The organism is Marinirhabdus gelatinilytica (assembly GCF_003353425.1).
In the GTDB taxonomy this organism is placed as follows: Bacteria; Bacteroidota; Bacteroidia; order Flavobacteriales; family Flavobacteriaceae; genus Marinirhabdus; species Marinirhabdus gelatinilytica.
In genome coordinates this window covers 148875-175760 of record NZ_QRAO01000001.1, presented here as the reverse complement: position 1 = coordinate 175760, position 26886 = coordinate 148875, and the positions used below count along the sequence as shown (strand labels likewise).

The 26886-nt window shown below is 41.3% G+C and carries 20 protein-coding genes; 6 read left to right on the top strand and 14 right to left on the bottom strand.

Features of this window, described 5'->3' with window-relative positions:
- The first annotated feature begins 34 nt into the window (after positions 1 to 34).
- Complete coding sequence (locus C8D94_RS00710) at positions 35 to 787, top strand: porin family protein (RefSeq protein WP_115121995.1); 753 nt, start codon at positions 35 to 37, stop codon at positions 785 to 787.
- Here the strand turns inward: C8D94_RS00710 and C8D94_RS00705 are convergent.
- Both C8D94_RS00705 and rpoN read right to left on the bottom strand, forming a co-directional pair.
- Positions 782 to 1387 (bottom strand): hypothetical protein, encoded by a 606-nt coding sequence (locus C8D94_RS00705; RefSeq protein ID WP_115121994.1) that lies wholly within the window; start codon positions 1385 to 1387, stop codon positions 782 to 784. The two genes, C8D94_RS00710 and C8D94_RS00705, sit on opposite strands and share 6 nt — an antisense overlap.
- A complete protein-coding gene (gene rpoN / locus C8D94_RS00700) occupies positions 1387 to 2841 on the bottom strand; it encodes an RNA polymerase factor sigma-54 (RefSeq protein WP_115121993.1) in 1455 nt (484 codons plus the stop codon). Before rpoN ends, C8D94_RS00705 begins: the two co-directional genes overlap by 1 nt.
- A gap of 312 nt (positions 2842 to 3153) precedes the next feature.
- On the opposite strand from rpoN, the gene C8D94_RS00695 reads away from it, so the two are divergent.
- Entirely contained in the window at positions 3154 to 5241 is a 2088-nt protein-coding gene (locus tag C8D94_RS00695; protein ID WP_115121992.1) for a hypothetical protein, read from the top strand.
- 64 nt (positions 5242 to 5305) lie between these two features.
- Here C8D94_RS00695 and asnS read toward each other — a convergent pair whose 3' ends face one another.
- The 11 genes from asnS to C8D94_RS00640 all read right to left on the bottom strand — a co-directional run bounded on the left by asnS (position 5306) and on the right by C8D94_RS00640 (position 20206).
- Positions 5306 to 6748, bottom strand: a complete 1443-nt coding sequence (gene asnS, locus C8D94_RS00690; protein ID WP_115121991.1) for an asparagine--tRNA ligase — start codon at positions 6746 to 6748, stop codon at positions 5306 to 5308.
- A gap of 170 nt (positions 6749 to 6918) precedes the next feature.
- Positions 6919 to 9312, bottom strand: a complete 2394-nt coding sequence (locus C8D94_RS00685) for an efflux RND transporter permease subunit (RefSeq protein ID WP_115121990.1) — start codon at positions 9310 to 9312, stop codon at positions 6919 to 6921.
- 79 nt (positions 9313 to 9391) lie between these two features.
- On the bottom strand, positions 9392 to 10657 hold the full coding sequence (locus C8D94_RS00680; protein ID WP_115121989.1) for a DUF5686 family protein: 1266 nt from the start codon (positions 10655 to 10657) through the stop codon (positions 9392 to 9394).
- Between the two features lie 83 nt (positions 10658 to 10740).
- Positions 10741 to 11295 (bottom strand): ribosome recycling factor, encoded by a 555-nt coding sequence (gene frr, locus C8D94_RS00675; RefSeq protein ID WP_115121988.1) that lies wholly within the window; start codon positions 11293 to 11295, stop codon positions 10741 to 10743.
- Between the two features lie 135 nt (positions 11296 to 11430).
- Positions 11431 to 12138 (bottom strand): UMP kinase, encoded by a 708-nt coding sequence (gene pyrH, locus C8D94_RS00670; RefSeq protein ID WP_115121987.1) that lies wholly within the window; start codon positions 12136 to 12138, stop codon positions 11431 to 11433.
- Positions 12139 to 12330: 192 nt separating this feature from the next.
- Complete coding sequence (tsf, locus tag C8D94_RS00665) at positions 12331 to 13293, bottom strand: translation elongation factor Ts (protein ID WP_115121986.1); 963 nt, start codon at positions 13291 to 13293, stop codon at positions 12331 to 12333.
- Between the two features lie 157 nt (positions 13294 to 13450).
- Complete coding sequence (gene rpsB / locus C8D94_RS00660; protein WP_115121985.1) at positions 13451 to 14281, bottom strand: 30S ribosomal protein S2; 831 nt, start codon at positions 14279 to 14281, stop codon at positions 13451 to 13453.
- Positions 14282 to 14481: 200 nt separating this feature from the next.
- Positions 14482 to 14868, bottom strand: a complete 387-nt coding sequence (rpsI, locus tag C8D94_RS00655) for a 30S ribosomal protein S9 (RefSeq protein WP_115121984.1) — start codon at positions 14866 to 14868, stop codon at positions 14482 to 14484.
- Positions 14868 to 15323, bottom strand: a complete 456-nt coding sequence (rplM, locus tag C8D94_RS00650) for a 50S ribosomal protein L13 (protein WP_115121983.1) — start codon at positions 15321 to 15323, stop codon at positions 14868 to 14870. The genes rpsI and rplM overlap by 1 nt, the downstream gene beginning before the upstream one ends.
- A gap of 134 nt (positions 15324 to 15457) precedes the next feature.
- Positions 15458 to 18910, bottom strand: a complete 3453-nt coding sequence (locus C8D94_RS00645; RefSeq protein ID WP_115121982.1) for a pyruvate carboxylase — start codon at positions 18908 to 18910, stop codon at positions 15458 to 15460.
- Positions 18911 to 19153: 243 nt separating this feature from the next.
- Positions 19154 to 20206 (bottom strand): hypothetical protein, encoded by a 1053-nt coding sequence (locus C8D94_RS00640; protein WP_115121981.1) that lies wholly within the window; start codon positions 20204 to 20206, stop codon positions 19154 to 19156.
- A gap of 156 nt (positions 20207 to 20362) precedes the next feature.
- Between C8D94_RS00640 and C8D94_RS00635 the strand changes: the two genes are divergently transcribed.
- From C8D94_RS00635 to C8D94_RS00620, 4 genes are all read left to right on the top strand, one after another.
- Entirely contained in the window at positions 20363 to 22999 is a 2637-nt protein-coding gene (locus C8D94_RS00635; RefSeq protein WP_115121980.1) for a DUF5916 domain-containing protein, read from the top strand.
- Positions 23000 to 23089: 90 nt separating this feature from the next.
- A complete protein-coding gene (locus C8D94_RS00630; protein WP_115121979.1) occupies positions 23090 to 24601 on the top strand; it encodes a KAP family P-loop NTPase fold protein in 1512 nt (503 codons plus the stop codon).
- Positions 24602 to 25513, top strand: a complete 912-nt coding sequence (locus tag C8D94_RS00625; protein WP_115121978.1) for a S66 peptidase family protein — start codon at positions 24602 to 24604, stop codon at positions 25511 to 25513.
- Between the two features lie 127 nt (positions 25514 to 25640).
- The gene (locus tag C8D94_RS00620; RefSeq protein ID WP_115121977.1) at positions 25641 to 26003 is read left to right on the top strand and encodes a YraN family protein; all 363 of its coding nucleotides are present in this window, start codon (positions 25641 to 25643) and stop codon (positions 26001 to 26003) included.
- On the opposite strand, the gene C8D94_RS00615 is transcribed toward C8D94_RS00620, so the two are convergent.
- Positions 26000 to 26866, bottom strand: a complete 867-nt coding sequence (locus C8D94_RS00615) for a helix-turn-helix domain-containing protein (protein WP_245946157.1) — start codon at positions 26864 to 26866, stop codon at positions 26000 to 26002. The genes C8D94_RS00620 and C8D94_RS00615 overlap by 4 nt on opposite strands.
- Between the last annotated feature and the right edge of the window lie 20 nt (positions 26867 to 26886).

Below are 26886 nucleotides of genomic sequence, written 5' to 3'. Positions count from 1 at the left end.
TGTTTTATTTTGAAATAAAAGTATCTTTATCACAATGCATGCAACCATACAATTTATAGTTTTTTCAATTCTCTTTTGTAGTACGCTGTTTTCTTTTGCCCAAGAAGATCTCAATAGTGATGGATCTATAGCTAGTGTTGAAAGCGAAAAAAAAACTGATACCATTGTAGATCTCAAGTACAGAGAGGACCAATTTTATTTGGGAATAACCTATAATATATTGTCCGATGTACCTTCTGCAGTGAATTTAAGTGGTCTTTCTGGAGGCATCCATTTTGGCTTCCTACGTGATATGCCCATAAACAAACGCCGCAATATAGCCATTGCAATAGGAGCAGGATTAAGTTTTGACGCTTATGGAAATACCCTCTTTATAGGAGAGACCCCAGAAGAAGAAAGTATTTTTACCATATTGACCAACGATGATTATGAGTATGATTTCAACAGGTTTAGCACGGCGGTGATTGAAGCACCAATAGAATTTCGGTGGAGAAACTCTACCCCCACCAAGTATGGATTTTGGAGAGTATATGCTGGGTTTAGGATAGGATATGCCTATTGGTACCGCGCACATTTCAGTCAAGAAGGAAATGAGGTGAACCAGACAGATATTCCGGAATTCAATCAAACCCGCTTGGCCGCCACTTTAAGTTTTGGCTATAGTAAAGTTAATTTTTATGCATATTATAGCATAAACCCATTTTTTGAAAATGCAGTAACCACAAATACCCAAGAGGAAGTAGGCTTTAAAACGTTTAAGGTGGGTCTTATTTTCTACATTTTATAACCATAGGGGAACTAGCAGTAACTGTGGCATAAAGCCAATAAAAAAGCCTCCTATAAGTTCTGGATAGGTATGGGAGTTGGTGTGTAACCTAGAAGATGCCACCCACCCATTTCCTATAAAAAAAATACAGATCCAAATGAGCATATTGATTTTAAAATGAACGCTCACAATAATCAAGAACATTGTAACCCCTGCAATACCCATTTGGTGTAAACTTATCCTGAACTTCAAAAATGCCAAGATCAAGGCACTCATAGCAGAAAACAGTATTCCCATAAAAAAGAAATACATTTCCGGAGAGTCCATGGGATCGAAAACCAATTTTATTATCAATACCAATAACCCGCATTGAATGGCTAGTGGGACCCTACGTTCGTGTACATTTTCTAGGTGGATTGATTTGATAGTGCCCAAATTCCGCAACAGGAAAAATACTACAATGGGAATGCATATAGTAATTATAGCAACGGCTACAAGACGGGATTGTAATAACTCTGTCTCTACATAACGAGGGGTGACTACAAAATACAGCAAGGTGCCCAATAAGGGCATAAGTAAAGGATGGAGTAGGTAGGCGCCAAGACGTAAAAAATAGTTCATTAAATTTCTTTTCGGAGCCTTGCAACAGGAATATCCAGTTGCTCTCTGTATTTTGCTACAGTTCTTCGAGCAATAGGATAGCCCTTTTCTTTTAAGATTTTGGCCAATTTATCATCGGTAAGGGGCTTCTTTTTGCTCTCTTCGTTTATAGTGATTTCAAGGATCTTTTTTATCTCTCTTGTTGAAACATCTTCTCCTTGATCGTTCTTCATGGATTCACTAAAAAACTCCTTGATCAATTTAGTTCCATAAGGAGTATCTACATATTTACTGTTTGCAACTCGTGAAACGGTTGAGACGTCCATATCAATTTTATCGGCGATGTCCTTTAATATCATTGGTTTCAAGTTGCGCTCATCCCCTGTTAAAAAATATTCCTTTTGGTGATGCATTATGGCATTCATGGTAACAAAAAGCGTTTGCTGGCGTTGCTTGATAGCTTCTATGAACCACTTAGCCGCATCCAGCTTTTGTTTTATGAACATAACCGCATCCTTTTGCGATTTCGATTTCTCCTTGGATGCTTTATACCCCTTGAGCATATTGGAATATTCACGGGAAACGTGCAACTCTGGCGCATTCCTTCCGTTAAGTGTAAGATCCAGTTCGCCATCCACGATCTTAATGGCAAAATCTGGAACTACATGCTCCACCATTTTTGTGTTTCCAGCATAGGAGCCGCCGGGTTTTGGGTTTAAACTTTCAATTTCGTGAATAGCTTCACGTAGTTCGTCTTCGGTAATATCGAATTTTTGAATGAGCTTGCTGTAGTGTTTTTTTATAAAATGATCAAACGCATCATCCAAAATCTCAATGGCCAAAGAAACGGGACTGGTTGGGTTCTTTCGATATAACTGAAGCAATAAACACTCCTGTAAATCCCTGGCTCCAACTCCAGCGGGATCTAATTCCTGAACCACTTCAAGTACCTTTTCAATTTTTTCTTCGGAAGTATATACATTTTGGGTAAAGGCGAGATCGTCTAATATATCAGCTATATCCCTTCGTATATAACCGCTCTCATCCACACTTCCCACCAGAAACTTTGCAATCTCCTCTTCCTCCTCGTCAAAGCGGTAGGTGCGTAACTGTGTCAATAGATATTGGTTAAAGGAAGTACCCGATGCGTACGGAGTTTGTTTTTCCTCATCATCTGCACTATAGTTGTTTGCGGAGAGTTTATAACTGGGCACCTCATCATCACTCAAGTAGTCGTCTACATTAATTTCGGTTTCGATTACCTCATTTTCATCGCCATAATCGTCTTCATTGTTAAACTCATCATCCAGTTTGTCGGTGTCCTCTTTTCCGCCTTCCAGAGCAGGGTTCTCGTTCATTTCTTGTGAAATACGCTGTTCAAATGCCTGTGTGGGCAGTTGTATCAACTTCATCAACTGGATTTGCTGAGGCGATAGTTTCTGGGAAAGTTTAAAATTTAACTGTTGTTTGAGCATAGTGGATTTCTATACCATAAAAATAGAAAAATACCACTAGATATAGGCATCCCTGCAATAATTTAAGCTTTTATTGGCAAAACCGTGCTTTGCCTGTCCAAAGGGTTTGTGGAGTAAACCCCCTATACTTTTTAAGGGGTTTACACTTTTTGGACAAGGTCTTCACAGGGGTGCAAAAAGGTGTGTTTATTCCGCTGATTATTAGGGATTAACCTTGTCTTTTTTCTTCGATAACAGTGCAATTTTGTTGTTCAGGGAGATAGGCCGAAAATCCAGAACAGAGTAGGCAAGAAAACTCAAAACTCAAAACCCATGGAAAAGATGACCGAAAAACAATTATTAACTGCTCGTGAAGAGTTCAGATCCTTTATGGCTGTTGAAACAAAAGACCTTAAAAAAGCTGCATTGAAGACAAAAGCTGCTTTCTTTATCCAAAAGCTGAATACCTCTTTCGAAGAACTGGCCTGTATTGGGTATAACCCAGCATTTAGTGAGCTTACCGCTACAGTACGAATAAAGCGCGCCAGTGGGTATTCTGGGCAATTGTGTACCCAAGGTTCACAGGAATACGTGCGTTTTTATCTGGATTATGAAGATGGCGCAGGCTGGCAGGATATGGGCGTAACCGCTGTTAACGTACACGATATCCCAACCCAAAAGGACTGTAGCGGTAATAACGAGCTGCCTATGGACTATGTGGTACGGTTACAAATAAATCCAAAGCGATTTTTTTGCACTAAGGCAAATACCCCAAAAGTAAAGGCAATCCTGGCCTGGAACGAAATTCCTGCCCCAAACGACCCCAACATGACCGCGGGAACGTACACCTGGAGCGATATGAAAGAGGAGTATATACAAATTGAACCGCTCAAGATATTTATTCCGGATCTACCGTTGCTCAATATTGGGAGTTTGTTGGAAAAGGCAATAGCAAACCCAAATACATCATTGAACAGCCTTGCACAGTTTACTCCCAACGGGTTGGAGACCATCAAGGAAGCGCAACAAGGACTGAAACAACAGGTATTGGATTTTCCAAATTTGTCCAACCTTTATAAAAAGAAAAAGATTGAGCCTTTCCGTTTTGGGCTTCCATTGCTGAAAAAAGTACAGCAAACCAACGACCCGCAGATCGTGTCCAACATCCAAAACATTTTTGAAGCACAGAATCTTTCATTAGCTGAAAGTTTGGCCGGATTGCTACAAACAGAGTGCAATACCAATTATGAAGAACTGTTTTGTGTAGGATTGGATTATACCAACGAAGCCTTGGTGGGAACCTTGAAAATTAAACGACCCAGTGGATATAGTGGTGATCTGTGTAAGGACGGAAGCAAGGAGTATGTGTCCTTCTGGATACAGGACGAAGATGAAAATTGTGCTTGGAAACACGCAGGGACCACTTTTGTAAAAGTGCACGATATAGATGAAATACCCGATGGAGGCTTGTCCTATTCGGTGATTTTGCCGTACGATTTTTCAGCATTGAAAAAGAACTGCGAAACTCCAAAAGTGCTTAAGGTAAGAGCTGTACTTTCGTGGAACCAACCACCCAATGGAATGGGTTGCGAGACCTGGGGGAATGTAATTGAAACCTATATTCAATTAAAACCAAGTATCGCTTGGGATGGTGAAGGTCCAAAAATGATCACCGTAGGTGGCGTTGCAACCGATTTTATCGATAACGTAAGCGGACTGACACTTCCGGGCGCTAAGATGGAATTTAACCAACAGCCTACGTATGATGATAGTCCGTTTGGAGGTATCATAGTCGTACAAGGGGTTTCTACTCCATTTGCAGGACAAAAGTACAAGGTGAAAGTAACAAACCTTGCTACCGGAGCCAGCTACTATCTCAACAACAAACTAGATCTTTTAGGGTACAACCCAGTAACGGGCGTGGTAACACATCCAGACCTATATCCTGTGGGAGACGAGTACGAATACCAGCCCTATCACAACAATATAAGTAGTGTGTTGGCACGTTTCGTGCCGGGTACCAACGACCGTTTGCGCATCACTATTGAACATAGTGACGGAACCCAGGACAGCCAAGTGATACAAATGGACAACACTCCAACAACCCTGAACCTGAATATTGACGATGGGGGCGATTGTAGCCATTACACAAAAGGCGATACCGTTATTGGTAACTTTAGCGTGACCGAAGACTACCTAGAAGCCTATAGCTTAAGTAGCAGTGCAGGAACATACAGTGCTACTGGAACGGGTCTAGGCCAGTTTGGAAATACCGAGGGTAGCGGCACTTTTGAAATAGCAACAGATCCTAATAAAAACTGTGGAAACGTAGTGCTTAGTGCCACTCAAAAAGCAATTCGCCATAGTGCTTATGTAGGTAGGACGGTAACGACAAGCCGTATAATTTGCTTGAGCGACTAATGTTTTGAATTAGCCTTCAAAAAGGAAAACGGGAAGTTTTTTAAGCTTCCCGTTTTTTTATGTTTTAGAATGATGCATTCCCCGGTGTCCTAGGATACGGAATTACATCCCTAATGTTCCCCATACCTGTCACAAAAAGCACCAAACGTTCAAAACCAAGACCGAAACCACTATGTACACAGGTTCCAAATTTACGAAGGTCCAGGTACCAGTAAAGTTCTTCTTCTGGGATGCCCATGGTTTCCATTTTCTCCTTTAGCACATCGTAACGTTCTTCACGCTGGCTTCCACCCACAATCTCTCCAATTCCCGGAAACAATACGTCCATGGCACGTACGGTCTTTCCATCGTCGTTCAAGCGCATATAGAACGCCTTTATCTTTGCTGGATAATCGAACAATATTACGGGACTCTTAAAATGCTTTTCAACCAAGAAGCGCTCGTGCTCGCTCTGCAGGTCTGCGCCCCATTCCTCAATGAGGTACTTAAACTTCTTCTTTTTGTTGGGCTTACTGTTTTTTAAAATCTCAATAGCTTCGGTGTAGCTTACGCGCTTGAAGTTGTTTTCAAGGACAAACTTCAGTTTATCCCGAAGTGCCATTTCACTTCGTTCGGCCTGTGGTTTGCTTTTTTCTTCTTGCAACAGTCTATTTTCTAAAAATTCCAGATCGTCCGCACAGTTTTCAAGTGCATAATTAACCACGTATTTTATAAAATCTTCAGCGAGGTCCATGTTATCTGCCAAATCATTAAAAGCAACTTCAGGCTCTATCATCCAAAATTCTGCCAAGTGACGGCTGGTGTTACTGTTTTCAGCTCTAAAGGTGGGTCCAAAGGTGTAAACCTTACCTAGTCCCATAGCATAAGTTTCGGCCTCTAACTGCCCGCTAACGGTGAGATTGGTTTCTTTTTCGAAAAAATCTTCTTTATAATTTATAGCTCCATCCTCGTTCAAGGGGGTTTTTTTCAAATCAAGATTGGTTACCTTGAACATTTCTCCGGCTCCTTCGGCATCGCTACCCGTAATAATTGGGGTATGCATATAGTAGAACCCATTTTTCTGAAAATACTCGTGAATGGCAAAAGATAACTTGGAACGCACACGCATAATCGCTCCAAAGGTATTGGTACGTACCCTTAGGTGTGCCTGTTCACGCAGTTTCTCCAGTGAGTGACGCTTTGGTGAGAGAATAGTGAGTTTTACATCTTCAGGATCTGCAGTTCCCAAAACTTCAACTTCTGAAACTTGTATCTCCACCCGTTGCCCTTTTCCTTGGCTTTCTACTAGGGTGCCTTTTACTTCAATGGCAGCCCCAACGGTAATGTTCTTAAGGGTTTCTTCCTCAAAATTTTCAAAATCTACCACACATTGTATATTGTGTAGTGTAGAGCCATCATTAAGTGCGATAAAACGGTTGCTACGGAAAGCACGAACCCAGCCACGGGCGGTAATCTCTACCAGGGATGGTTCTTGCTGTAAGAGTTGTGCTATGCTTGTTGCTTTCATTGTTGTTGTTATGTTGAAGGGCAAATATACTTGTTAATTCTGAAATCGAAGATGAAACCGAAACCGAAATCGAGGTCAAAACCAGCCACCATTAAAAAGACACCATCCTTGAGGAACCGTGCCCTGATGGGTATGTTTAATTCTAACGCTCGAAGAAAATCTTTCAATAGTTACTTCTCATCTGGGACATCTTCCGCCTCCAAGATTTGAAGGGCAGGTTTTTTAAAGGTCTTCTTGTTCGCAATTTCCTTTTCCAAAGAAAGTAATAGCGCCGGTAATAACAGCAAGTTTGCAAGCATTGCAAACACCAAGGTTATTGAGACCAAGGCGCCCAAGGCTACCGTACCACCAAAACTTGAAATGGTGAATACCGAAAACCCAAAGAACAACACGATAGAGGTATAGAACATACTCACCCCAGTCTCACGAAGTGCCGCATATACAGATTTTTTGATCTTCCAATTGTTTGCAATGAGCTCCTGCCTATACTTGGCCAAAAAGTGAATGGTATCATCCACCGAAATTCCGAACGCAATGCTGAACACCAAGATTGTGGAAGGTTTTATGGGAACGCCCAAAAAGCCCATGAGCCCAGCAGTGATGATAAGGGGCAGGAGGTTGGGAAGCAAGGAGACCAATATCATCTTCACACTACGGAACATCCACGCCATAAACAGGGCAATGAGCAAGATGGCCAGCGAGAGAGAGATAACAAGGTTGGTCACCAAATATTTTGTCCCCTTCTGAAACACGAGTGCTTTTCCCGTTAGGGTAACATTATAGCGCTCACTGGGGAAAATCTTTTCAATTTTAGCTTTTACATCTTCTTCCAGCCTATCGTAGCGCTCCGTTTCAGTATCCTTCATAAAGGTGGTGATACGGGCATACTGGCCAGTGGTGTCTACATAACTTGAGAGCAGATTGGTGTTTTTCGCACTGTTTTTTGCATAAGAAAGTATAAAAGTACGTTCTTGGCTGTTGGGTAGTTGGTAGTATTCTGGGTTTCCGTTATAATATGCCTGCTTGCTATATTTTACCAGATCGACCACGGATAGGGGTTTGGAAAATTCTGGGATCTCTTCAAGGTATTCCTGTAGTTCATCCATGCGTTTTAAGGTGGCGAGTTTCATCACCCCTTTTTTTCGTTTGGTGTCCACCAAAATTTCCAAGGGCATGATGCCTTCATATTCTTCTTCAAAAAATTTGATGTCGGCAAAGAACGGCTCACTCTGGGGCATATCTTCAATAATACTGCCCGAAATCTTAATATTGTACATGCCTATGATGCTTCCGCAGAGCAAAACTATGGAAGCTATAAAAATGGCAATACGGTGCTCGCGCACCATGCGCTCCATCCAGTCCACAAAACTGCCAATCCACCTCTTGTTGAGGTGTTTAAGGTGCTTTGTCTTGGGTACCTTCATATAGCTGTACACTATAGGAATAATGAAGAGGCTCAACAAAAAAATACAGATGATGTTTATGGAAGCCACAATACCGAACTCACTCAAGAGCTTGCTATTGGTCAAAATAAACGTGGCAAAACCTGAAGCAGTGGTTACGTTTGTCATTAAGGTTGCATTACCCACCTTTGCGATAACACGCTGTAAGGATTTGGCCTGGTTGCCGTGCAGCTTTATTTCCTGCTGGTATTTGTTGATAAGGAAAATACAGTTGGGAATACCAATAACAATTATGAGTGGCGGGATAAGTGCCGTAAGTACCGTGATCTCGTAACGCAACAATCCCAAGATACCAAAAGCCCACATCACGCCAATGAGTACGGTAACCATGGAGATGATCGTGGCGCGAAAACTACGGAAGAAGAAAAAGAAGATCAAGGAAGTGACCAGTAGTGCAGCCCCGATGAACATTCCAATCTCATCGATAATATTCTGCGCATTCAAGGTACGTATGTAGGGCATCCCCGAGGTATGCACTGTAATGCCGGTATCGTCCTCAAAGCTATCAATGGCTGGGATAAGGTCGTTTACGATAAAGTCTCTGCGAAGTGCCGTATTTACAATATCTTTCTTAAGATAAACTGCCGTGCGAACCCCCATTTTGTTAGGGCTATATACCAAACCTTTGTAAAAAGGAAGTTTGTTGAAAAGCTCGTAGCGGTAATTTTCTAGGATTTCTTCGGAAAGTATACTGTCCTGCACAAATGGAACGAGTGCAAAACTTGAAGAGTCCTTGATTTTTTGTAGCTTTTGGAGTTCGCCTACCGAAAGGGTTATATCTACCGCTTCAAAGGTCTTTAATCTTGCCGAAAGCGACGTCCACGCCTTAAAATTTTTGGGGGTAAAAAGTGAAGAGTCCTTAACACCCAGAACGATAAGATTACCCTCTTCACCAAAGGTATCCAAAAACTGGTTATATTCTACGTTTATTTCGTGGTCGTCCGGGAGTAGGTTGGCCTCTGTGTAGGTAAAGCGCATGTGCTGCCATTGGGAAATCATAAAAGCAGTGATTCCCAGTATGACAACCAGGTGTATCGTCCTGTTCCTTAGGATAAAACGAGCTACTGCGCTCCAAAAGCCTATGCTAAAAAGTTTGTTCAAAAGACTTGGCTACAAATTGGGTGCAAAGGTAGTGAAATGGTGTGGGTTATTCCTATAGTTGGATAGTGTAGTTTGCAGTTTAAAACTTTGCGTAAAAGGTAAACTTAAAGCTTATATTGTCCTCGAACTGGGGGAGGTTGTAAAAGCCGTACCGATAGGCAAAACTAAGTCCAAAGCCAAAGATAAGCTTGTTTAGCTCAAATCCGGACTCGTTATAAAGTTGTTCCAAGGTGTTGAACGGGAGTCCTATATGTTCTTCTGGGTTGCGCATATTGCCCAGGGCATGTCGGGAAATAAGGACAAGTTCGGGTTTAAAACGTTCTGAAAAATAAAAACGGCGCAAGCTGTGCTTTACTTGAAACGTAACCAACTGGTCCGAGAAGAACTCCCCAAAGTACATAGTCTCAAAACTACGGCGGCCCGCAACAGAGAAACGTTGTAAAATTTCATCCTTTGTTGGAGCATTGGGATAGGCGTGGTAGAGATGTGTTAACGGTACATTGCCAATAGCATAGTCTCCTTCCAACAAAAAGTTGGTAGAGGACAAGTTTGTTCTTTTGATATAGTAGTCTAACTTCAGTCCAAATTTGGTGTAGCTAAAATCGCTTCCTGTAATACCCTTTAATCCTTGTGTAACTTGTGCACTAATTTTTGGAAAACCGTCAAAATATTCCACACGCCCATCTTTGGTAGTAATAAAATCGGTCTTGGGGCTTATACGGAAGGAACCGGTGACTTCGGCAATTTCATAATTTTCGAACAGCTCGCCATTGTTCAAGAAACGATAATCTTCAATTTGGTCGATCCGGCTTCTTGAAAACCGCACCTCTGCCAATATCTTTTCAATAAACTCTGCTTGTACGTTGGTCTGCCACGTTCTTTCTTTGTAGAATTGGGTTACGTTTACCAACCTGGGTTCAAATACCGAATATACCCTGTCGTCCGTCAAGAAATTGAATTTCCCTATTTCCTGTATATCATCTTTATACTGAAGATTGAGCCATGTTTTATATTCTTTATTCAGCCGGATACTACCGCCCACACCAAACTTGATATCACGGTCCTTGAAACCACGGGCAAAATAGCCGCTGATTTTAAAACGTTCGGACAGCCTATCGTTGGTTACGCCGCCAATGCCCAGCCGTAAACCTTCGTAATTGTTGTATTTTATTATATAGCGTAGGTCGATATCGAAAAACCCAATGGGGTAGAAACCTGTATTAAAGGGATTTTCTTTTTTCTCGGCCTTAGTTGCGGTTGTGTCCTGTTCGGTTTTAATAGCAGGTTCCTGTGCGTAAAAGGCCAGTGAAAAGAGTAACAAAAAGAGCAGTAGTGTACCGCGCATAGATGTGAAGAATAATATGCGAATGTAATAAGAAAGCGGCGCAATGGCCGCTTGTTTGTGTTTTGTTTAACGTACAAATAAAATTAAACCGTCATGATTTCCTTTTCTTTTTTCTCGAAGATTTGATCTATTTTGGCAATATGGTTATCGGTCATTTTCTGGATGTCTATTTCCAGATTGCTTTTCATGTCTTCAGAAATATCTAACTTTTTTATATCGTTATTGGCGTTTTTACGGTCGTTGCGCACGCCTATTTTTGCTTCTTCGGCTTCTGCCTTGGCTTGTTTTGCCAATTCGGAACGGCGTTCTTCGGTCAAGGGAGGAACATTGATTATTACGCTCTCACCATTGTTCATGGGGTTAAAGCCGAGATTTGCCATTTGGATCCCTTTTTCAATTTCAGGAATCATAGATTTCTCCCACGGCTGGACAGAGATGGTCATCCCGTCCGGAGTATTTACGTTTGCTACTTGAGAAAGGGGGGTGGGGGTTCCGTAGTAATCCACCTTTACGCTTCCTAACATAGAGGGAGATGCTTTCCCGGCACGGATGTTCATCAATTGTTTTTCCAAGTGCGCAACAGCATTGTCCATTGCTTCTTTGGTGCTGTCCAGTATAAATTTTATTTCGTCTTCCATACTTCGGCTTTGCTCAGTAGGCTTATACCAAGCTTTTTATATTATTAATTAGTTTCAACTACGCAAAGTTGCTTTACGCTGTATAGGGCAGGCAAAAACCAGACCAATCCAAAAATACTAAAACAATCTTTAATATCACAAATTAACTTTAGTACCAATAGTTTCGCCAGTGACCACCTTCAATAAATTACCCTTCGTATTCATATCAAACACAATAATGGGCAATTGGTTTTCTTGGCTAAGGGTAAATGCAGTTGTGTCCATGACCTTGAGTCCCTTTTTAAGCACATCGTCAAAGGTGATGTGGTCAAACTTTGTAGCAGTAGTGTCTTTCTCAGGGTCGCTCGTGTAAATACCATCAACACGGGTTCCTTTAAGGATTACGTCAGCTTCAATTTCAATGGCGCGCAGTACAGCGGCACTGTCTGTAGTGAAATAAGGATTTCCCGTGCCTCCTCCAAAAATCACGACCCGTCCTTTTTCCAAATGGCGAATGGCCTTGCGACGTATGAATGGCTCTGCCACTTCGTTTATTTTTATGGCTGTTTGCAAACGGGTGGGTATTTCCTCATCTTCCAGTGCACCCTGCAATGCAAGCCCGTTGATTACGGTAGCAAGCATTCCCATGTGATCTCCCTGCACGCGGTCCATCCCTTTGCTGGCACCTGCCAAACCACGGAAAATATTGCCGCCACCAATCACGATTGCGACCTCTACCCCAAGGTTGGTAATCTGTTTTATTTCTTGTGCATATTCTTTTAGGCGATCGGGATCTATACCGTATTGGCGGCTTCCCATAAGGGCTTCTCCAGAGAGTTTTAGGAGGATTCTTTTGTAGTGCATAGCGAGATTTTGTGATGCAAAAATAGGGAAAAAAGTGGGTAGTTGGTAGGGGTAGGACGCTTTGCTCGTAGAATTTTTGAACAAAAAAAATCCGTTACCAGAAATTTCTGGTAACGGATTGTAAATTATAGGTGCCTAAAAAGGTAGTTAAGCGGTTTTAATAACGCAAGCGCTGTTAAAATTGTACTGAAACTACGCTAAGGATATTCTCTTAAACCCAACAACTTTTACGCCTTGGTCTGCTACATAATCGGCCACTTTTTTCTTGTCGTCCATAATATAGTTTTGGTCCAAAAGTGCTTTTTCTTGGTCCAAGGTGGTGTTGTCGCTCACAAAGCGCTCCATCTTACCTGGAAGGATTCGGTCCCAGATTTTTTCTGGCTTTCCTTCGGCTTTCAATTGCTCTTTTGCATCAGCTTCGGCTTTTGCCATTACCTCATCGGTCAATTGAGATTTAGAAATATATTGTGGCACATTTTTAAGGGTCTTGCCCAAACGTCCCAACTCAATGTTTTCTTTTTCGATTGCTGCAATACGCGCCTCAGTTTCAGAAGCTACAAAAGCAGGGTCAAAATCGGCTGAGGACAAAGTGGTCGCACCCATAGAGGCAACTTGCATAGATACGTTCTTGGCAACTTCTTCAGCATTATCAATTGCTTCTGAAAGCCCTGTCAAGGCGCCAATCTTGTTTCCGTGGATATATGTCCCTACGAAAGGTGCTTCCAGTACTTCAAAGCCTCCAATTTCAATCTTCTCGCCAATCACACCTGTTTGCTCTATTAGTTTGTCTTCAACGGTCATTCCGTCGAAATCTGCTTTCAACAATTCTTCTTTAGAGTTTACGTTGATAGCAACATCGGCGATTTGCTGTGCTAGTTCTTTGTAAGAGTCATTCTTGGCAACAAAATCTGTCTCACAGTTTAGGGATACTACGATACCTCTTGTGTTATCGTCATTGATTGAAGAAACTACAGCCCCTTCGCTTGAGTCACGGTCTGCTCTTTTCTCTGCAATTTTTTGTCCTTTTTTTCTAAGGATGTTAATTGCTTCTTCCATATTGCCCTCTGCCTCTACCAATGCCTTTTTACAGTCCATCATCCCGGCTCCGGTCTTTTTTCTTAATTCGTTTACTTCTGCGGCGGTTACTTTTACCATAATATCTTTGATATTTTTCCCGTGGAAACGGGAACCTTGTTATTGTTTTATTTATTTAAAAAAGCCGTCGCAAATTTCAACTATAGAAATGAACCTGACGACTTTTCAATTTTATGAAATGATTAATTTTCCAGCTGATACTTTTCAGCTACAAAACCTATTCTTCTTCTTTTGAAGCTTCAGCGGCTACCTTTTTTCTTTTTGGCTTTGCTGCTTTTTCCTCTTTTTCTGGTTTTTCTGCCTTGGTTTCTTTTTTCTTGGCAGGAGCTTCTTTTTTATCGTCGCTATCTTTTCCAGCTTTTCTTTCGGCTAGACCTGCTGCAACAGCATCGGTCACGCTAGCGATTATCTTTTCGATAGACTTAGAAGCATCATCATTGGATGGGATTGGGAAGTCTATCTCACGTGGATCACTGTTTGTGTCTACCATCGCAAAGATTGGGATGTTCAGCTTTTGGGCTTCTTTTACTGCAATATGCTCACGTGTAGTATCTACAATGAACAAGGCACCTGGAAGACGGCTCATATCGCTAATGGAACCAAGGTTCTTTTCTAATTTAGCTCGAGTACGGTCTACGGCCAAACGCTCTTTCTTTGAAAGTGAGTTAAAGGTACCGTCCTGCTTCATTCTATCGATAGAAGCCATTTTCTTCACGGCTTTACGGATAGTCACAAAGTTGGTCAGCATACCACCTGGCCATCTTTCGGTGATGTAGGGCATGTTCACGTTCTCCACTTTTTCTGCAACGATGTCCTTGGCTTGCTTTTTAGTAGCCACAAAAAGAATTTTGCGGCCGCTAGCAGCGATCTTCGCCAATGCATCGTTTGCTTCCTTAAGCTTTGCGGTAGTTTTGTAAAGGTTTATAATGTGGATACCGTTACGCTCCATATAGATATACGGGGCCATGTTCGGGTTCCATTTTCTGGTAAGGTGTCCAAAGTGTACACCTGCGTCAAGGAGTTCCTTAACTTGCTTGTTGTCTGCCATTTTGTTTTTAGTTTACGTTCTGTAAGTTAGATAGCAATCTTTCCTTCAGTAATTCTGAAATCTTTGATTTAGATGCTAAACTAATTGTCCCGCCCGGCAAAGAGCGGGACTAACAGCTTATTAATAATTGTATTTGTATGAACTTGTAATAATCGCCAAACCAATGTTGCAAAGCAACGCAGGCTGAGCGAAGTCGAAGCCTAACGCTTAGAGAACTGGAATTTCTTACGGGCTTTCTTCTGTCCGAATTTCTTACGCTCTACCATACGTGGGTCTCTGGTAAGTAATCCTTCTGGCTTCAGGATGCCTCTGTTCTCATCGTTCAGCTCGCACATAGCGCGAGAGATGGCCAAGCGAATTGCTTCTGCCTGTCCTGTGATACCTCCACCAAAAACATTTACAGAGATGTCGAAAGTTTTTTCGTTATCTGTTAACATTAGGGGTTGCTTTACTTTATACTGTAAAGTAGAGGTGGTAAAATAGTTGTCTAGATCACGCTTGTTGATGGTAATGTTCCCTTTTCCTTCAGAAAGGTACACACGCGCAACAGCGGTCTTTCTTCTTCCAATTTTGTGAATTGTCTCCATTACTTGTTGTCGTTAAGGTTAATTACTCTGGGTTTTTGTGCTTCTTGTCCGTGGTTGTCGTCTGCATAAACTTTTAGGTTTCTGAAAATAGCACTACCCAATTTGTTTTTGGGTAACATACCTTTTACAGCTTTTTCTACAAGTCTTGCAGGATCTTTACCGAACAACTCTTTAGCAGTTAAAGAACGCTGTCCACCTGGGTAACCCGTGTGGCGGATGTATTCTTTAGCTTCCCATTTGTTCCCTGATAACTGGATCTTGGCAGCATTCGTAATAATTACGTTGTCGCCACAATCTACGTGTGGAGTAAAACTTGGCTTGTGTTTGCCTCGAAGTAACTTAGCAACTTCGCTTGCAAGACGACCCAATGTTTGCCCGTCCGCATCTACCAACAACCACTCTTTGTTCACGGTTGCCTTATTGGCAGATACTGTTTTGTAACTCAATGTGTCCATTTCGTTTTTTGTGTAAATAGTTAATAAATCATTGTTTTCACCCGTAAAAGCAAAAATTTTCTACTTTTTGAGGGGTGCAAATGTAGAACTATTTATTTGAATAACAATGTTTGAAACCCTTTTTTACATCGTTTTTAGCCTAAAGTTACAATGAGATCATCCTGCATCACCATATCACCCTCCTTAAGCGTAATAGATTGTACCTTGCCGCTGCCAGTTGCCAAAACGGTACTCTCCATTTTCATCGCTTCCAGAACAAACAAAGGGTCGTTCGATTTTATCTCTTGCCCCTTCTTTACCAAAATTTTATAGAGCATTCCCTGTATGGGGGCACCGTATTGGTTTTTGTCCTCTGGGTCGGCTTTTCGGTTTTCGGTTTTCTGTACAGTAATGGATTGGTCCTTAATTTCAACAAATCTGTTTTCACCATTCACCGAAAAGAACACAATACGCATCCCACTTTCGTTGGGAATACCCACCGATAACAATTTTACGGCTATGGTCTTGCCAGGCTCCAGCTCGATCATGGTCTCTTCGCGGAGCTTCATTGGGTAGAAAAAGTTTTTGGTCGAAAGTATAGATGTATTGCCAAACAACTTATATTTTTCATGGGCGGCCTCGAAAACTCGTGGATACAGACTGTAGCTCAAGAAATCTTCAAACTCAATAGGTCTGCTGAAGTTTTTCTGAAACTTCTTTTTGAAAACCTTGAATTCCTTATCAAAATCGATGGGGTCTAGATGTGCGTTTGGCCTGTCCGAATAGGGTTTTGCTTTCTTCAATATTATTTTCTGAATTTTTTTTGGGAACCCTCCTAATGGTTGCCCCAAATCCCCCTTGAAAAAGTTGATAACCGATTCTGGAAACGAAATAGTCTCGCCACGTTCCATAACGTCTTCTGGCGTAAGATCGTTGGTTACCATAAATATGGCCATATCGCCCACAACCTTACTACTTGGGGTTACCTTTACTAAATTCCCAAAGAGTTTGTTTACCTGTTCGTACATTTTTTTTACCTCGCTGAAACGGTCTCCCAAGCCCAAAGCTTCGGCCTGCGGACGTAAATTGGAGTATTGTCCGCCAGGGATTTCGTGTTGGTACACTTCGGCAGTACCGGCTTTTAAATCAGATTCAAACGGATAGTAATATTCCCGAATATCTTCCCAATAGTTAGAAAACTGATTCAGCTTTTTCATATCAAAATCGTGGGCTCGTTCATGACGTTTCATCATCTCCACCACCGAATTGAAATTGGGCTGGGAGGTAAGCCCTGAGAGGCCACCCAAAGCCACATCTACAACATCAACCCCTGCCTCAATCGCTTTTAAATACGTGGCAGATTGTATGGATGAGGTGTCATGGGTATGTAAGTGCAATGGTACTTTTACGGTGTCTTTTAATGCGCTCACAAGCTCGGTTGCTGCGTAGGGCTTTAACAATCCGGCCATATCTTTAATGGCAATAATGTGGGCACCGGCATTTTCTAGGTCCTTTGCCAATTGGGTGTAGTATTTTAGCGTATACTTTGTCTCGTTGGGATCTAGAATATCGCCTGTATAGCTTATAGCGGCCTCGGCCAATCCACCTGTTTTTTTGCGTACATAGTTTATGCTGGGTTCCATCGCCTTTACCCAGTTCAACGAATCGAATATCCTGAAAATATCAATTCCATTTTCCCAAGAGGTTTCCACAAACTTCTCGATAAGGTTGTCCGGGTATGCTTTGTAACCTACACCGTTGCTCCCTCGCAATAACATTTGGAACAAAATATTGGGCATAAGCTCTCTCAGTTTGCGCAGACGGGTCCACGGGCTTTCGTTGAGGAACCTGAGGCACACATCAAAGGTTGCGCCTCCCCACATTTCAATACTAAAGGTGTTGGGGTGGTTTTTTGCAAAACTTTCAGCAATGTTAACCAGATCGTAGGTGCGCATACGTGTTGCCAAGAGCGATTGGTGCGCATCACGCATAGTAGTATCGGTAAAATGGATTTTCTTTTCTTTTTTAAGCCATTCTGAAAACTTCTCAGGTCCCAGCTTGGTCAAGAGGTCTTTTGTGCCCTCGGGAAAAGGGGCACTGGGATCGAACGTTGGAATTGTAGGCGTTCTGAATTTTTTGTTGTCGTCTATAAACTTTACATCTGGATTCCCGTTCACGATTACTTCGCCCAGATACCTAGTGATTTTTGTAGTTCGGTCTTGGGGTAGCTTGATGTTGAAAAGTTCAGGAGTGTTCCCAATAAAGTTAACGGAAGCTTTTCCTTCCTTGAAAACGTCGTGCTGAATGACATTTTGAAGAAAATGGATGTTGGATTTCACCCCGCGAATCCTAAATTCCTTGAGGGCACGTGTCATTTTTCTCACGGCACCGTCCAAGGTGCGCCCATGTGCCGAAACCTTCACCAGCATAGAATCGAAAAATGGACTCACACTGTAGGATTGATAGATGCTCCCGGCGTCCAACCGTATCCCCATCCCCGATGCGCTGCGGTAGGTAGTTATGGTGCCATAATCCGGCGTGAAATTGTTTGAGGGATCCTCGGTAGTAAGCCTGCACTGTATGGCAAAGCCGTAGGTGCGCAAGGAATCCTGATCGTAAATTTTAATTTGCTTGTCGCTCAATTTGTAACCTCCAGCGACAAAAATTTGAGTTTTAATAAGGTCAATTCCAGTGACCATTTCGGTTACGGTGTGCTCTACCTGTATACGAGGGTTTACCTCAATGAAATATACTTGGTCTTTCTTATCAACTAAAAACTCTACAGTACCTACGTTATTATACTGCACCTCTTTGGCAATTGCGACCGCATAATTGTATAACTGCTCTTTTACGTTGTCTGGAACATTGTAGGAGGGTGCCATCTCGACCACTTTTTGGTGGCGGCGTTGTACCGAACAATCCCGCTCGTACAGATGGCGTATGTTTCCATGGTTATCGGCCACTATCTGTATTTCAAGGTGCTTTGGGTCTTCTACATATTTTTCGAGAAACATGGTGTCGTCCCCAAAAGCATTCAATGATTCACTTTTGGCGGAGTTGAAGTTGTTGGAGAGTTCTTCCGCAGACCTTACAATGCGCATCCCTCGGCCACCACCGCCAGAAGCAGCTTTCAACATAACGGGGTAGCTTATTTTTTCAGCCTCTTCCAACGCAACTTTTAGGCTGGTAAGCTTTTTTGTATTGCTCTGTATAATGGGGATATTACATTTCTTAGCAATCTTTTTTGCAGTTATCTTATCGCCCAACGCATCCATGACAGCTGGGTCTGGGCCAATGAAAATAATATCGTTCTCAGCACATTTTCTTGCAAATTCAGAATTTTCAGAGAGAAATCCATACCCAGGGTGAATGGCATCCACATTTTTCGATTTTGCCAAAGCGATTATAGTATCGCCGTCCAGATAGGGTTTAAGAGGCTCGTCGTTGTTGCCAATCTGGTAGGCTTCATCTGCCTTATAGCGATGTTGCGAATACCGGTCTTCATAGGTATACACCGCAACGGTTTGCAGGTTAATTTCGGTACAGGCACGGAATACACGAATTGCAATTTCACTTCGATTGGCAACAAGGACTTTTTTAATTTTCATAACAGAGGAAATGATTAGGATTTTTTTCAGAATAAAATGAGCTTAAAGATACAAATTTACTATGCGCGCATAGTATTTTTTTAAAAAGAATTTACCTTGGTCCCCTCGAGTGTTTTTCAATTGGGTCTTTAACGAAACTGAAAGATGTATCGAGAGGTCACATTTAAAATAGTATCCTTGACAATGCTTCTCGATACAATCCCGAAAACTTTCGGGATCGCTCAAAGTGACGAAATTCTGGAACTACAAAAAGGGATTTTCTGTTTCGTAGTTCCTTACAATAAAATCCAGAGCACTCTCTAAGATCTCACCCATATTCTTCGATTTTTTAAAGTTTATATCGCCCGTTAACTGCAATAAGTCTTTTCTTAACTGTTTCATTTTTTCGGGTGGGGAAAGGGTGTCGTTTTTCATACACTCCAAGAGTTCTTCCAGACGGTCCTTTTCACTTGTGGCCCTTTTTGCCAATAATGATCTTTCTTCTCTTTTATACTGTTCGATAGAGGCATCTTTAAGGACGCGAGCAGTTAGTTGTACCAATTTGTTGTTCTCCTTTAAAAACTGGGGCTTGTACACTTTTTGGTTGCCCTCGTAGGATTGCTGGTCAAAATCTATGGCGCGTATTCGGTACTGTATCCTATCAAAGTCGTTGGTGAGTACCATCACGTAATTGTAGGAGCGCATATCGCCCAGTAACCGTACAAAACAACGCTCGTTAAACTTCACGAATTCCTTTGCAATCTCGCGTTTATCCTGTTCCGAACAAAACTCCAGGTGGTGTGTAATAAAATCGTCTCCAGGAATTCCAGAAATGTGTTCTTCTATCAAGGTATTGCCGTGTACCAAAAAATTGATATGGTTGGGTGATAGGAGGTGCTCCAATTCCAGCCCATAGATCCTGGAGGCATCGGCTTTTTTAATGTAGAGGAAAATATAGTTGTCGTTCAAGATATTTCGCACCTTGATACGAAAAGGTTTCGAGTTGCCAAAGGTGCAAAAGTCTATACTGTCTATATTAAGGTAAGGCAACAGCGCATCGGAACCATCGGAATGTAAGATAGAGTACATTCTTTTCAAGCTTTCCTCTATCTCCTGTGTTTCAAATTCAGAATAATATACCTGTATCCACAAGGTGTCGTTCCCCTGGGCATCAAAAACCGAGACAGAGCCCTGAAACCGCAATAAATCGTCGTAGTATATCGGTATCTTTATATTGCGCGCATACTTTGTTAGATAACCGGACAATTGTTCGGTTATGGGATAAGCAGGCTTTTTCTTTGAAATAAGTTTTCTCATCAGGTAGCTTCGATGTAGTAAAGATAGTGACTTTTATAGTGGCAACGGATCATTTTTGAAGTGTTAAAACTTTGTTAATTAAACCTAAATATTGTCACAATTTTTTTGGTTTTAAGTCCTTTATAGTATCAATCAAAAATCAACTAACCCGCCATTATGCACAATCTCATCAACTATGCTTGGCTTCCTATTCTTTTTTTCTTCGGAAATATAAGCGCACAAGAAACCGAAACCACATCACAAAATTTTCCGAAACGTAGCTACACTACTGTTCCAATTGGTGCCAAGGAAGCTCCAAAAATAGACGGCGACCTTACTGAACCCGCTTGGAATCTCGTGGAATGGACCACAGATTATGTGGAGTTTGAGCCCGATAACGCCACACCCCCTACAGAGCAGACCAAGATGAAAATTCTCTATGACGAGAAAAACCTGTACGTAGCCTTTAAATGCTACCAAAAAAACCCCGCAACCATTGAAAAACGGATGGGCCGTCGTGATGATTTCCCGGGCGATTGGGTTGAGATAAATATTGATAGCTACGGCGACGACCGGACAGGCTTCTCTTTCACGGCTTCAGCTTCTGGTGTAAAGGGGGATGAATTTATTAGCAACAACGGAAATTTTGACGGTAGCTGGAATCCAATTTGGTACTTAAGCACAAAAATTGATAATGATGGCTGGACCGCCGAAATGCGAATCCCCTTGAGCCAGTTACGTTTCAGCAGTGCAGATGAACAAGTGTGGGGCATACAGAGCACCCGAAGGTATTTTAATAACGAAGAGCGTTCCACTTGGCAACCCCTGCCAGCCAATCCGCCTGGGTGGGTGAGCGAGTTTGGGGAGTTGCGAGGAATCAAGGGCATAAAACCTCAAAAACAATTGGAGATTCAGCCCTATACGGTTGGTCAATTAGATACGTATGAGGCCGAAGAGGGCAACCCCTTCCGCGATGGCAGTGATCCTAGATTAACGGGAGGACTGGATGCCAAGATTGGCGTGACTAACGACCTTACCCTGGATGTAACCATAAATCCAGATTTTGGTCAAGTTGATGCAGATCCCGGAGCCGTGGCGCTGGACGGTTTTGAGATTTTTTTTCAGGAACGCCGACCTTTTTTTGTAGAGAACAAGAGTGTATTCGATTTTACCATAGGGAGTGGAGCAGATAACCTCTTCTTTTCGAGACGAATTGGCCGGAGTCCCCAGGGCTCGGCTTTTGGCCCTACCACGGCTTTTGTGGACCAGCCTAATAATACAACTATTCTGGGCGCAGCAAAATTTAGTGGGAAAACAAAAGACGGATTAACCGTAGGTGTACTGGAAAGCGTAACCGCTAAAGAATTTGCCGATGTGATCGATGCCGATGGATCTGAAACCGAAGAACTGGTAGAGCCTTTGACCAATTATTTGGTAGGCCGTGTACAACAGGATTTCAATAACAACAATAGTTATGTTGGAGGAATTTTTACCAGTACTGTCCGTAATATGGATGAGAACGTTTCTTTTCTGCATTCCCACGCCTATTCAGGAGGAATAGATTTTAAGCACAATTGGAAAGAACGAACCTACTATGTGGAAGGGAGCGCCGTGTTAAGTAATGTTCGTGGCAATGCCCAAGCTATTGCCCGAACCCAAACGTCCCTCACGCACTTGTTTCAAAGGGTAGATGCAGACCATGTAAGTGTAGATCCTACGAGAACCCAATTAACGGGAACTGGAGGCCGATTTGAATTTGGAAAAGGCGGTGGTGGTGATTGGCGCTATGCCATTGGTGGAAATTTTAAGTCGCCAGAACTGGAATTGAATGATATAGGTTTTCTTCGTCAGGCTGATGATATTAGGCAATATGCCGTGCTGCGCAGGTTGTTCAACAAACCCACTAGCTGGTACCGTCGTGCCAATGCACGCGTAAATCTGTCTTCAGCATTCGATTATGAGGGGAACTACAACAGGATCCAATATGAAATAGGGGGCTTTATAAACTGGAAGAATAACTGGTGGAGCGATTTTGGCGCGGCACACAAACCTAGAATTTTTACCAATACATTTTTACGTGGCGGTCCCCGTTGGCGCTATAACGAAGAGAACTATATCTTCTTTTTTTCTGGAACAGACCAACGCAAAAAACTTAGCTTTAGTGGTGGCACGGTACAATCGCAGGCAAAACAGGATAACTTTGCGTTTCGGGAATACGATGTTGGTTTGCGTTACCAACCCTTGAACAGCTTGAACCTTTCGTTAAATGTAAATTATTCGGAAAACCCAAGTAAGACCCAATATGTGACACAACAAGATTTTAACGGTACGGCACGCTATATTTTGGGAGCGATAGACCAAGAGACCTTGAGCACGACACTTCGGGTAAATTACAACATCAACCCAAACCTTACCATCCAATATTATGGACAACCCTTTATTTTTAAAGCAGATTTTTCAGATTTTAATTTTGTGAACGATGCCACTGCTGAAGATTTAAATAACCGTATTACCCATTACGAAACAGACCAAATCCGTTTGGAAAATGGCGAGTACCGTGTAGATGAAGATAGGGACGGTACCATAGATTTTACCTTTGGAGACCCAGATTTTGCCTTTGTACAATTTAGAAGCAACCTGGTAGTACGTTGGGAGTACATCCCCGGCTCGGAGATTTTCTTGGTGTGGAGCCAAGGACTTAATGGTATTGGCGATCCACGGAACAGTTTTAGTACCATTGTGGACAATCAGCTGCTTAGCCAAAAGCCACAGAACACTTTTTTGCTGAAGGCGACGTATCGGTTTGTTTTGTAGTACAATTGACCTTTTCTACACCGGCTGGTAGACACCTCGCTAAAAAATTAAGTAGAATTTATTTTCTTACTTTTAAGAAAATATTTTTTCATGTCTAAACTCTTACCTAATCTTCCTATTGAAGATTTAACTCCTGAAAATGATTATCTCGGAATAATTGAAACGGGGAATATTATAAAATCATTTTTGATAAATAACAAAGACGAATTCTCACAAATTAAAATGTTCTCACTTTATGGAGAATGGGGAAGTGGGAAAAGCACTTTAATGAAGTATCTAAAAAAGGAACTTAAATCAGATTTCAACACCTACTTTTTCGAAGCTTGGGAGTATGAAAGTGATGATAATTTGTCTTTGTCAATGCTTGAATTTTTATTAGAAGAATCTAATACGATTTCAGATAAATTAGGAAAAGAATTACGGACTGCTGCTGAAAATTTATTGGAAGGCTTTACTAAGTCTATTACACTACACGGGGGTATTATTTCTTTTTCGGGAGAAAAGCTCGTTAGCGCTTCGGATAAAAATAATACATTAACATTTTACCAAAAGAAGAAAGATTTTAAAAACAAATTTAAAAAGTGGGAAAACAAAATTACTTCTGGGACTTATAAAAATACAAATATGGTCTTTATCGATGATTTAGATAGATGTGAACCAGAAAATGTTCTTAATTTGCTTTCTGCTTTAAAGCTTTTTTTTACTTATGGAAAAAAAACAATTTTTATTTGTGGAGTTGATAAAAAAGCAGTTCACGCAGCTATCAATAATAAATATGGAAATGCAGTAAAATCTAAAGAATATTTAGAGAAAATTTTTGATATACCATTTCACATACCCAAATACAGTCTTTCTGAAAATTTATTTAACGATTATTTTCATTCCGATAAGGAATATAGAATTTTTGGAGGCCAATTTTTATTACCACAGATAATGCATAAATTTTTCTCGGTACTTCGATTCGAAAATCCAAGAAAGATTAAAAAGGTACTAAATCGATTTTTGATAATAAGAAATATTCTAGAGCCGTTATCTGAGGAAGATAAAAAGCCAAAAGCTTATCCAAATATTATTAATAATAACGAACTTTCTTTATTTGACCTGCTTCTCACAGTATATTTTGTTATTTTGAAAGAATTTCATCCGGAGAAATTGGAGAATATTCAGAATTATAAGTTAAGGAAACGAAATTATACAAAGGCATATATAGATAACTTACCTCCGAATTCGAATACTCACTCAACCGGTCAAGGAAGAATTTCACAACATATTTTTTCAGATTTGCTAAATGAAAAGTTTATTAGCATCAAAAAAAATTACAATAATTTGGTTGAACGTGATAAAGCTTCAAGCAGTAATAGTCATTTAGAACTTATTTCAAAAATTGTAATCAACTTTGCACCTATTAATCCTCAGAATTTCACTACATCTAATCTGCATAATATAGACTCGTTTAGAAAGAGTTTTTTAGTGAAGGAGAAAGACCTTTCATATTACTTCACATATTTTCTATTGTCAAATTTAAAATACTTATTGAACCAAGAAATTGAATCAGAAAATTCTATCTTTGATATTATAACAATTATCAATAGAATACCATAAATGACTATCCCGCCAATTTTGAATAAGGGCGACACCATAGCCATCCTCTCCACCGCTCGTAAAGTAACGGCAACTGAACTACAGCCCTTTTTAGATGAACTGAAAGCGTGGCAACTGAAACCACTTTTGGGTAAAACCATTGGTGCTCAGGATAACCAGTTTGCCGGTAACGATGCCCTGCGCACACAAGATTTCCAAGAAATGTTGGATAATCCCGAAGTGAAAGCGATTTGGTGTGCACGCGGAGGGTACGGTACGGTGCGTATGGTAGATGGGTTGGATTGGACAACGTTCAGGCAACACCCAAAATGGATTATAGGCTATAGTGATATAACAGTATTGCACAACACGATCCATAATCTAGGCATTGCCAGCCTGCACGCACAAATGGGGTTGGAACTAGAGAAAAAAACAGAGGCCACACGGCAAAGCATTCGTGATGTGCTCTTCGGAAACGATTACACTATCAAACATACTTCAGGTTTCAAATTTTACAGAACCGGAACGGCAACCGGTGAATTGGTGGGCGGGAATCTTTCGGTGCTGTATTCATTGTTGGGAAGTCCTTCAGCAATTGATACAAAGGGTAAAATCCTGTTTTTGGAAGACTTGGACGAGTACTTATATCACATAGATCGAATGATGCAAAATCTGAAACGCAACGGGTTGCTTTCAGGATTAAATGGCCTCATCGTGGGCGGCATGACACAAATGAACGACAATACCATCCCCTTTGGCAAAACTGCCGAAGAGATTGTTTGGGAAGCTGTGAAAGAATATAACTATCCAGTGTGTTTTAATTTCCATGCGGGGCATGTGGAGGATAATAGGGCATTGGTACTAGGAAAGGGTGCAGTACTCTCCGTTTCAGCGAAACGTGTAACTTTGTCATTTCGAAGGAGTGGCGACTGAGAGATCCTTAATCCTCAACTCGCATAAAACAGCGGTAATAAATCTAGAAGCGATAGTGTGAAGTTAACTATGTGATTTAGCTACTACGCTGAACCTAAAGGTTTCTCCTATCGTAGAAATGACTACAATGGCACAACACAACGAACTTGGTAATCTGGGCGAAGAACTCGCCACGCAGTTCTTACTTCGGGAAGGCTATACCATTTTGGACCGAAACTGGGTGTTTCAAAAAGCTGAGGTTGACATCATTGCACAGAAAGAAGAAGACACTGTTGTATTTATAGAAGTTAAAACAAGAAACAGTGCCTTTTTTGGTGATCCACAAAGTTTTGTAACCCCCGCAAAAATAAAATTACTTGTAAAGGCAGCCAATGAGTACCTAATTACAAACGAGCTCCATAAAGAAGCCCGTTTCGATATTATTGCAGTGCTAAAAAACAGTAAGGAAGAACGTATTGAGCATTTTGAGAATGCGTTTTATCATTTCTAGCCTTTAATTTTTTCTTTTATCAGTTCACGGATTCGGAATAAGATAATTATTTCCAAGATTATAGTGGGAATCCACATTAACAATCCTCCCAAACTTAGTAGTACCGATGCCAAACAACCATAGGTGATGATTTCAAAAATACCGGTAACCACCGCTATGTTCCCCAAGGCGGGCTGCAATCGCATAACGGCAATACCCATTAGAATACCTGTGATTCCCAGTGCTACCGATTCTGCAATAAGTACGCCTGCATAATAATCATTTTTCATAAATACGGAGCCCAGATCGTAGAGATAGAATACCACGTTCAAGGCTAAAAGAATGAAAACGGAGACTTTAAGTAGGTAGTTTTTCATGATACTACCACACAATATAAATCCTCGTAAAAAGAAAAATAGCGATCCCAGCACCAAGACTTTTAGGGCAATGTACAAAGGTAATGGGTACAAAATAGTGTCTTCAAACATTCTATAACCATCAGCAGGACCTTCGGCAAAACCTAAGATAAAATAAATAATCCCTGCTATAAAAGCGATGTTGAGTTGCTTTTGTAAATATGAAGCCTGTTTGGTGTCGTCAATTTTTAGGAAGAACGCTTTTTTGAGGCCGCTCTCCATTTGGGTTTCGGTAAAATCTTCAAAATCTTCCCCCAAAGCCGAAAGAATGGTCTTTACGGTATAGGTCCTTGGGGTCACTTCCCCCGCTTCAATACGTTGTATGGTGCGTACGCTTATGTTGCATTGTGCTACCAATTCTTCTTGGGTGAGCCCCTTTTCTTGTCGTAGGGCCAAAATACGCTGCCCGAGTGCTGGTTGTTGCATAGCCTTGTTTTTAAGATTTGAAGCAATGGTACGACCCTTCATTTTTTTGGACAATTATTTTG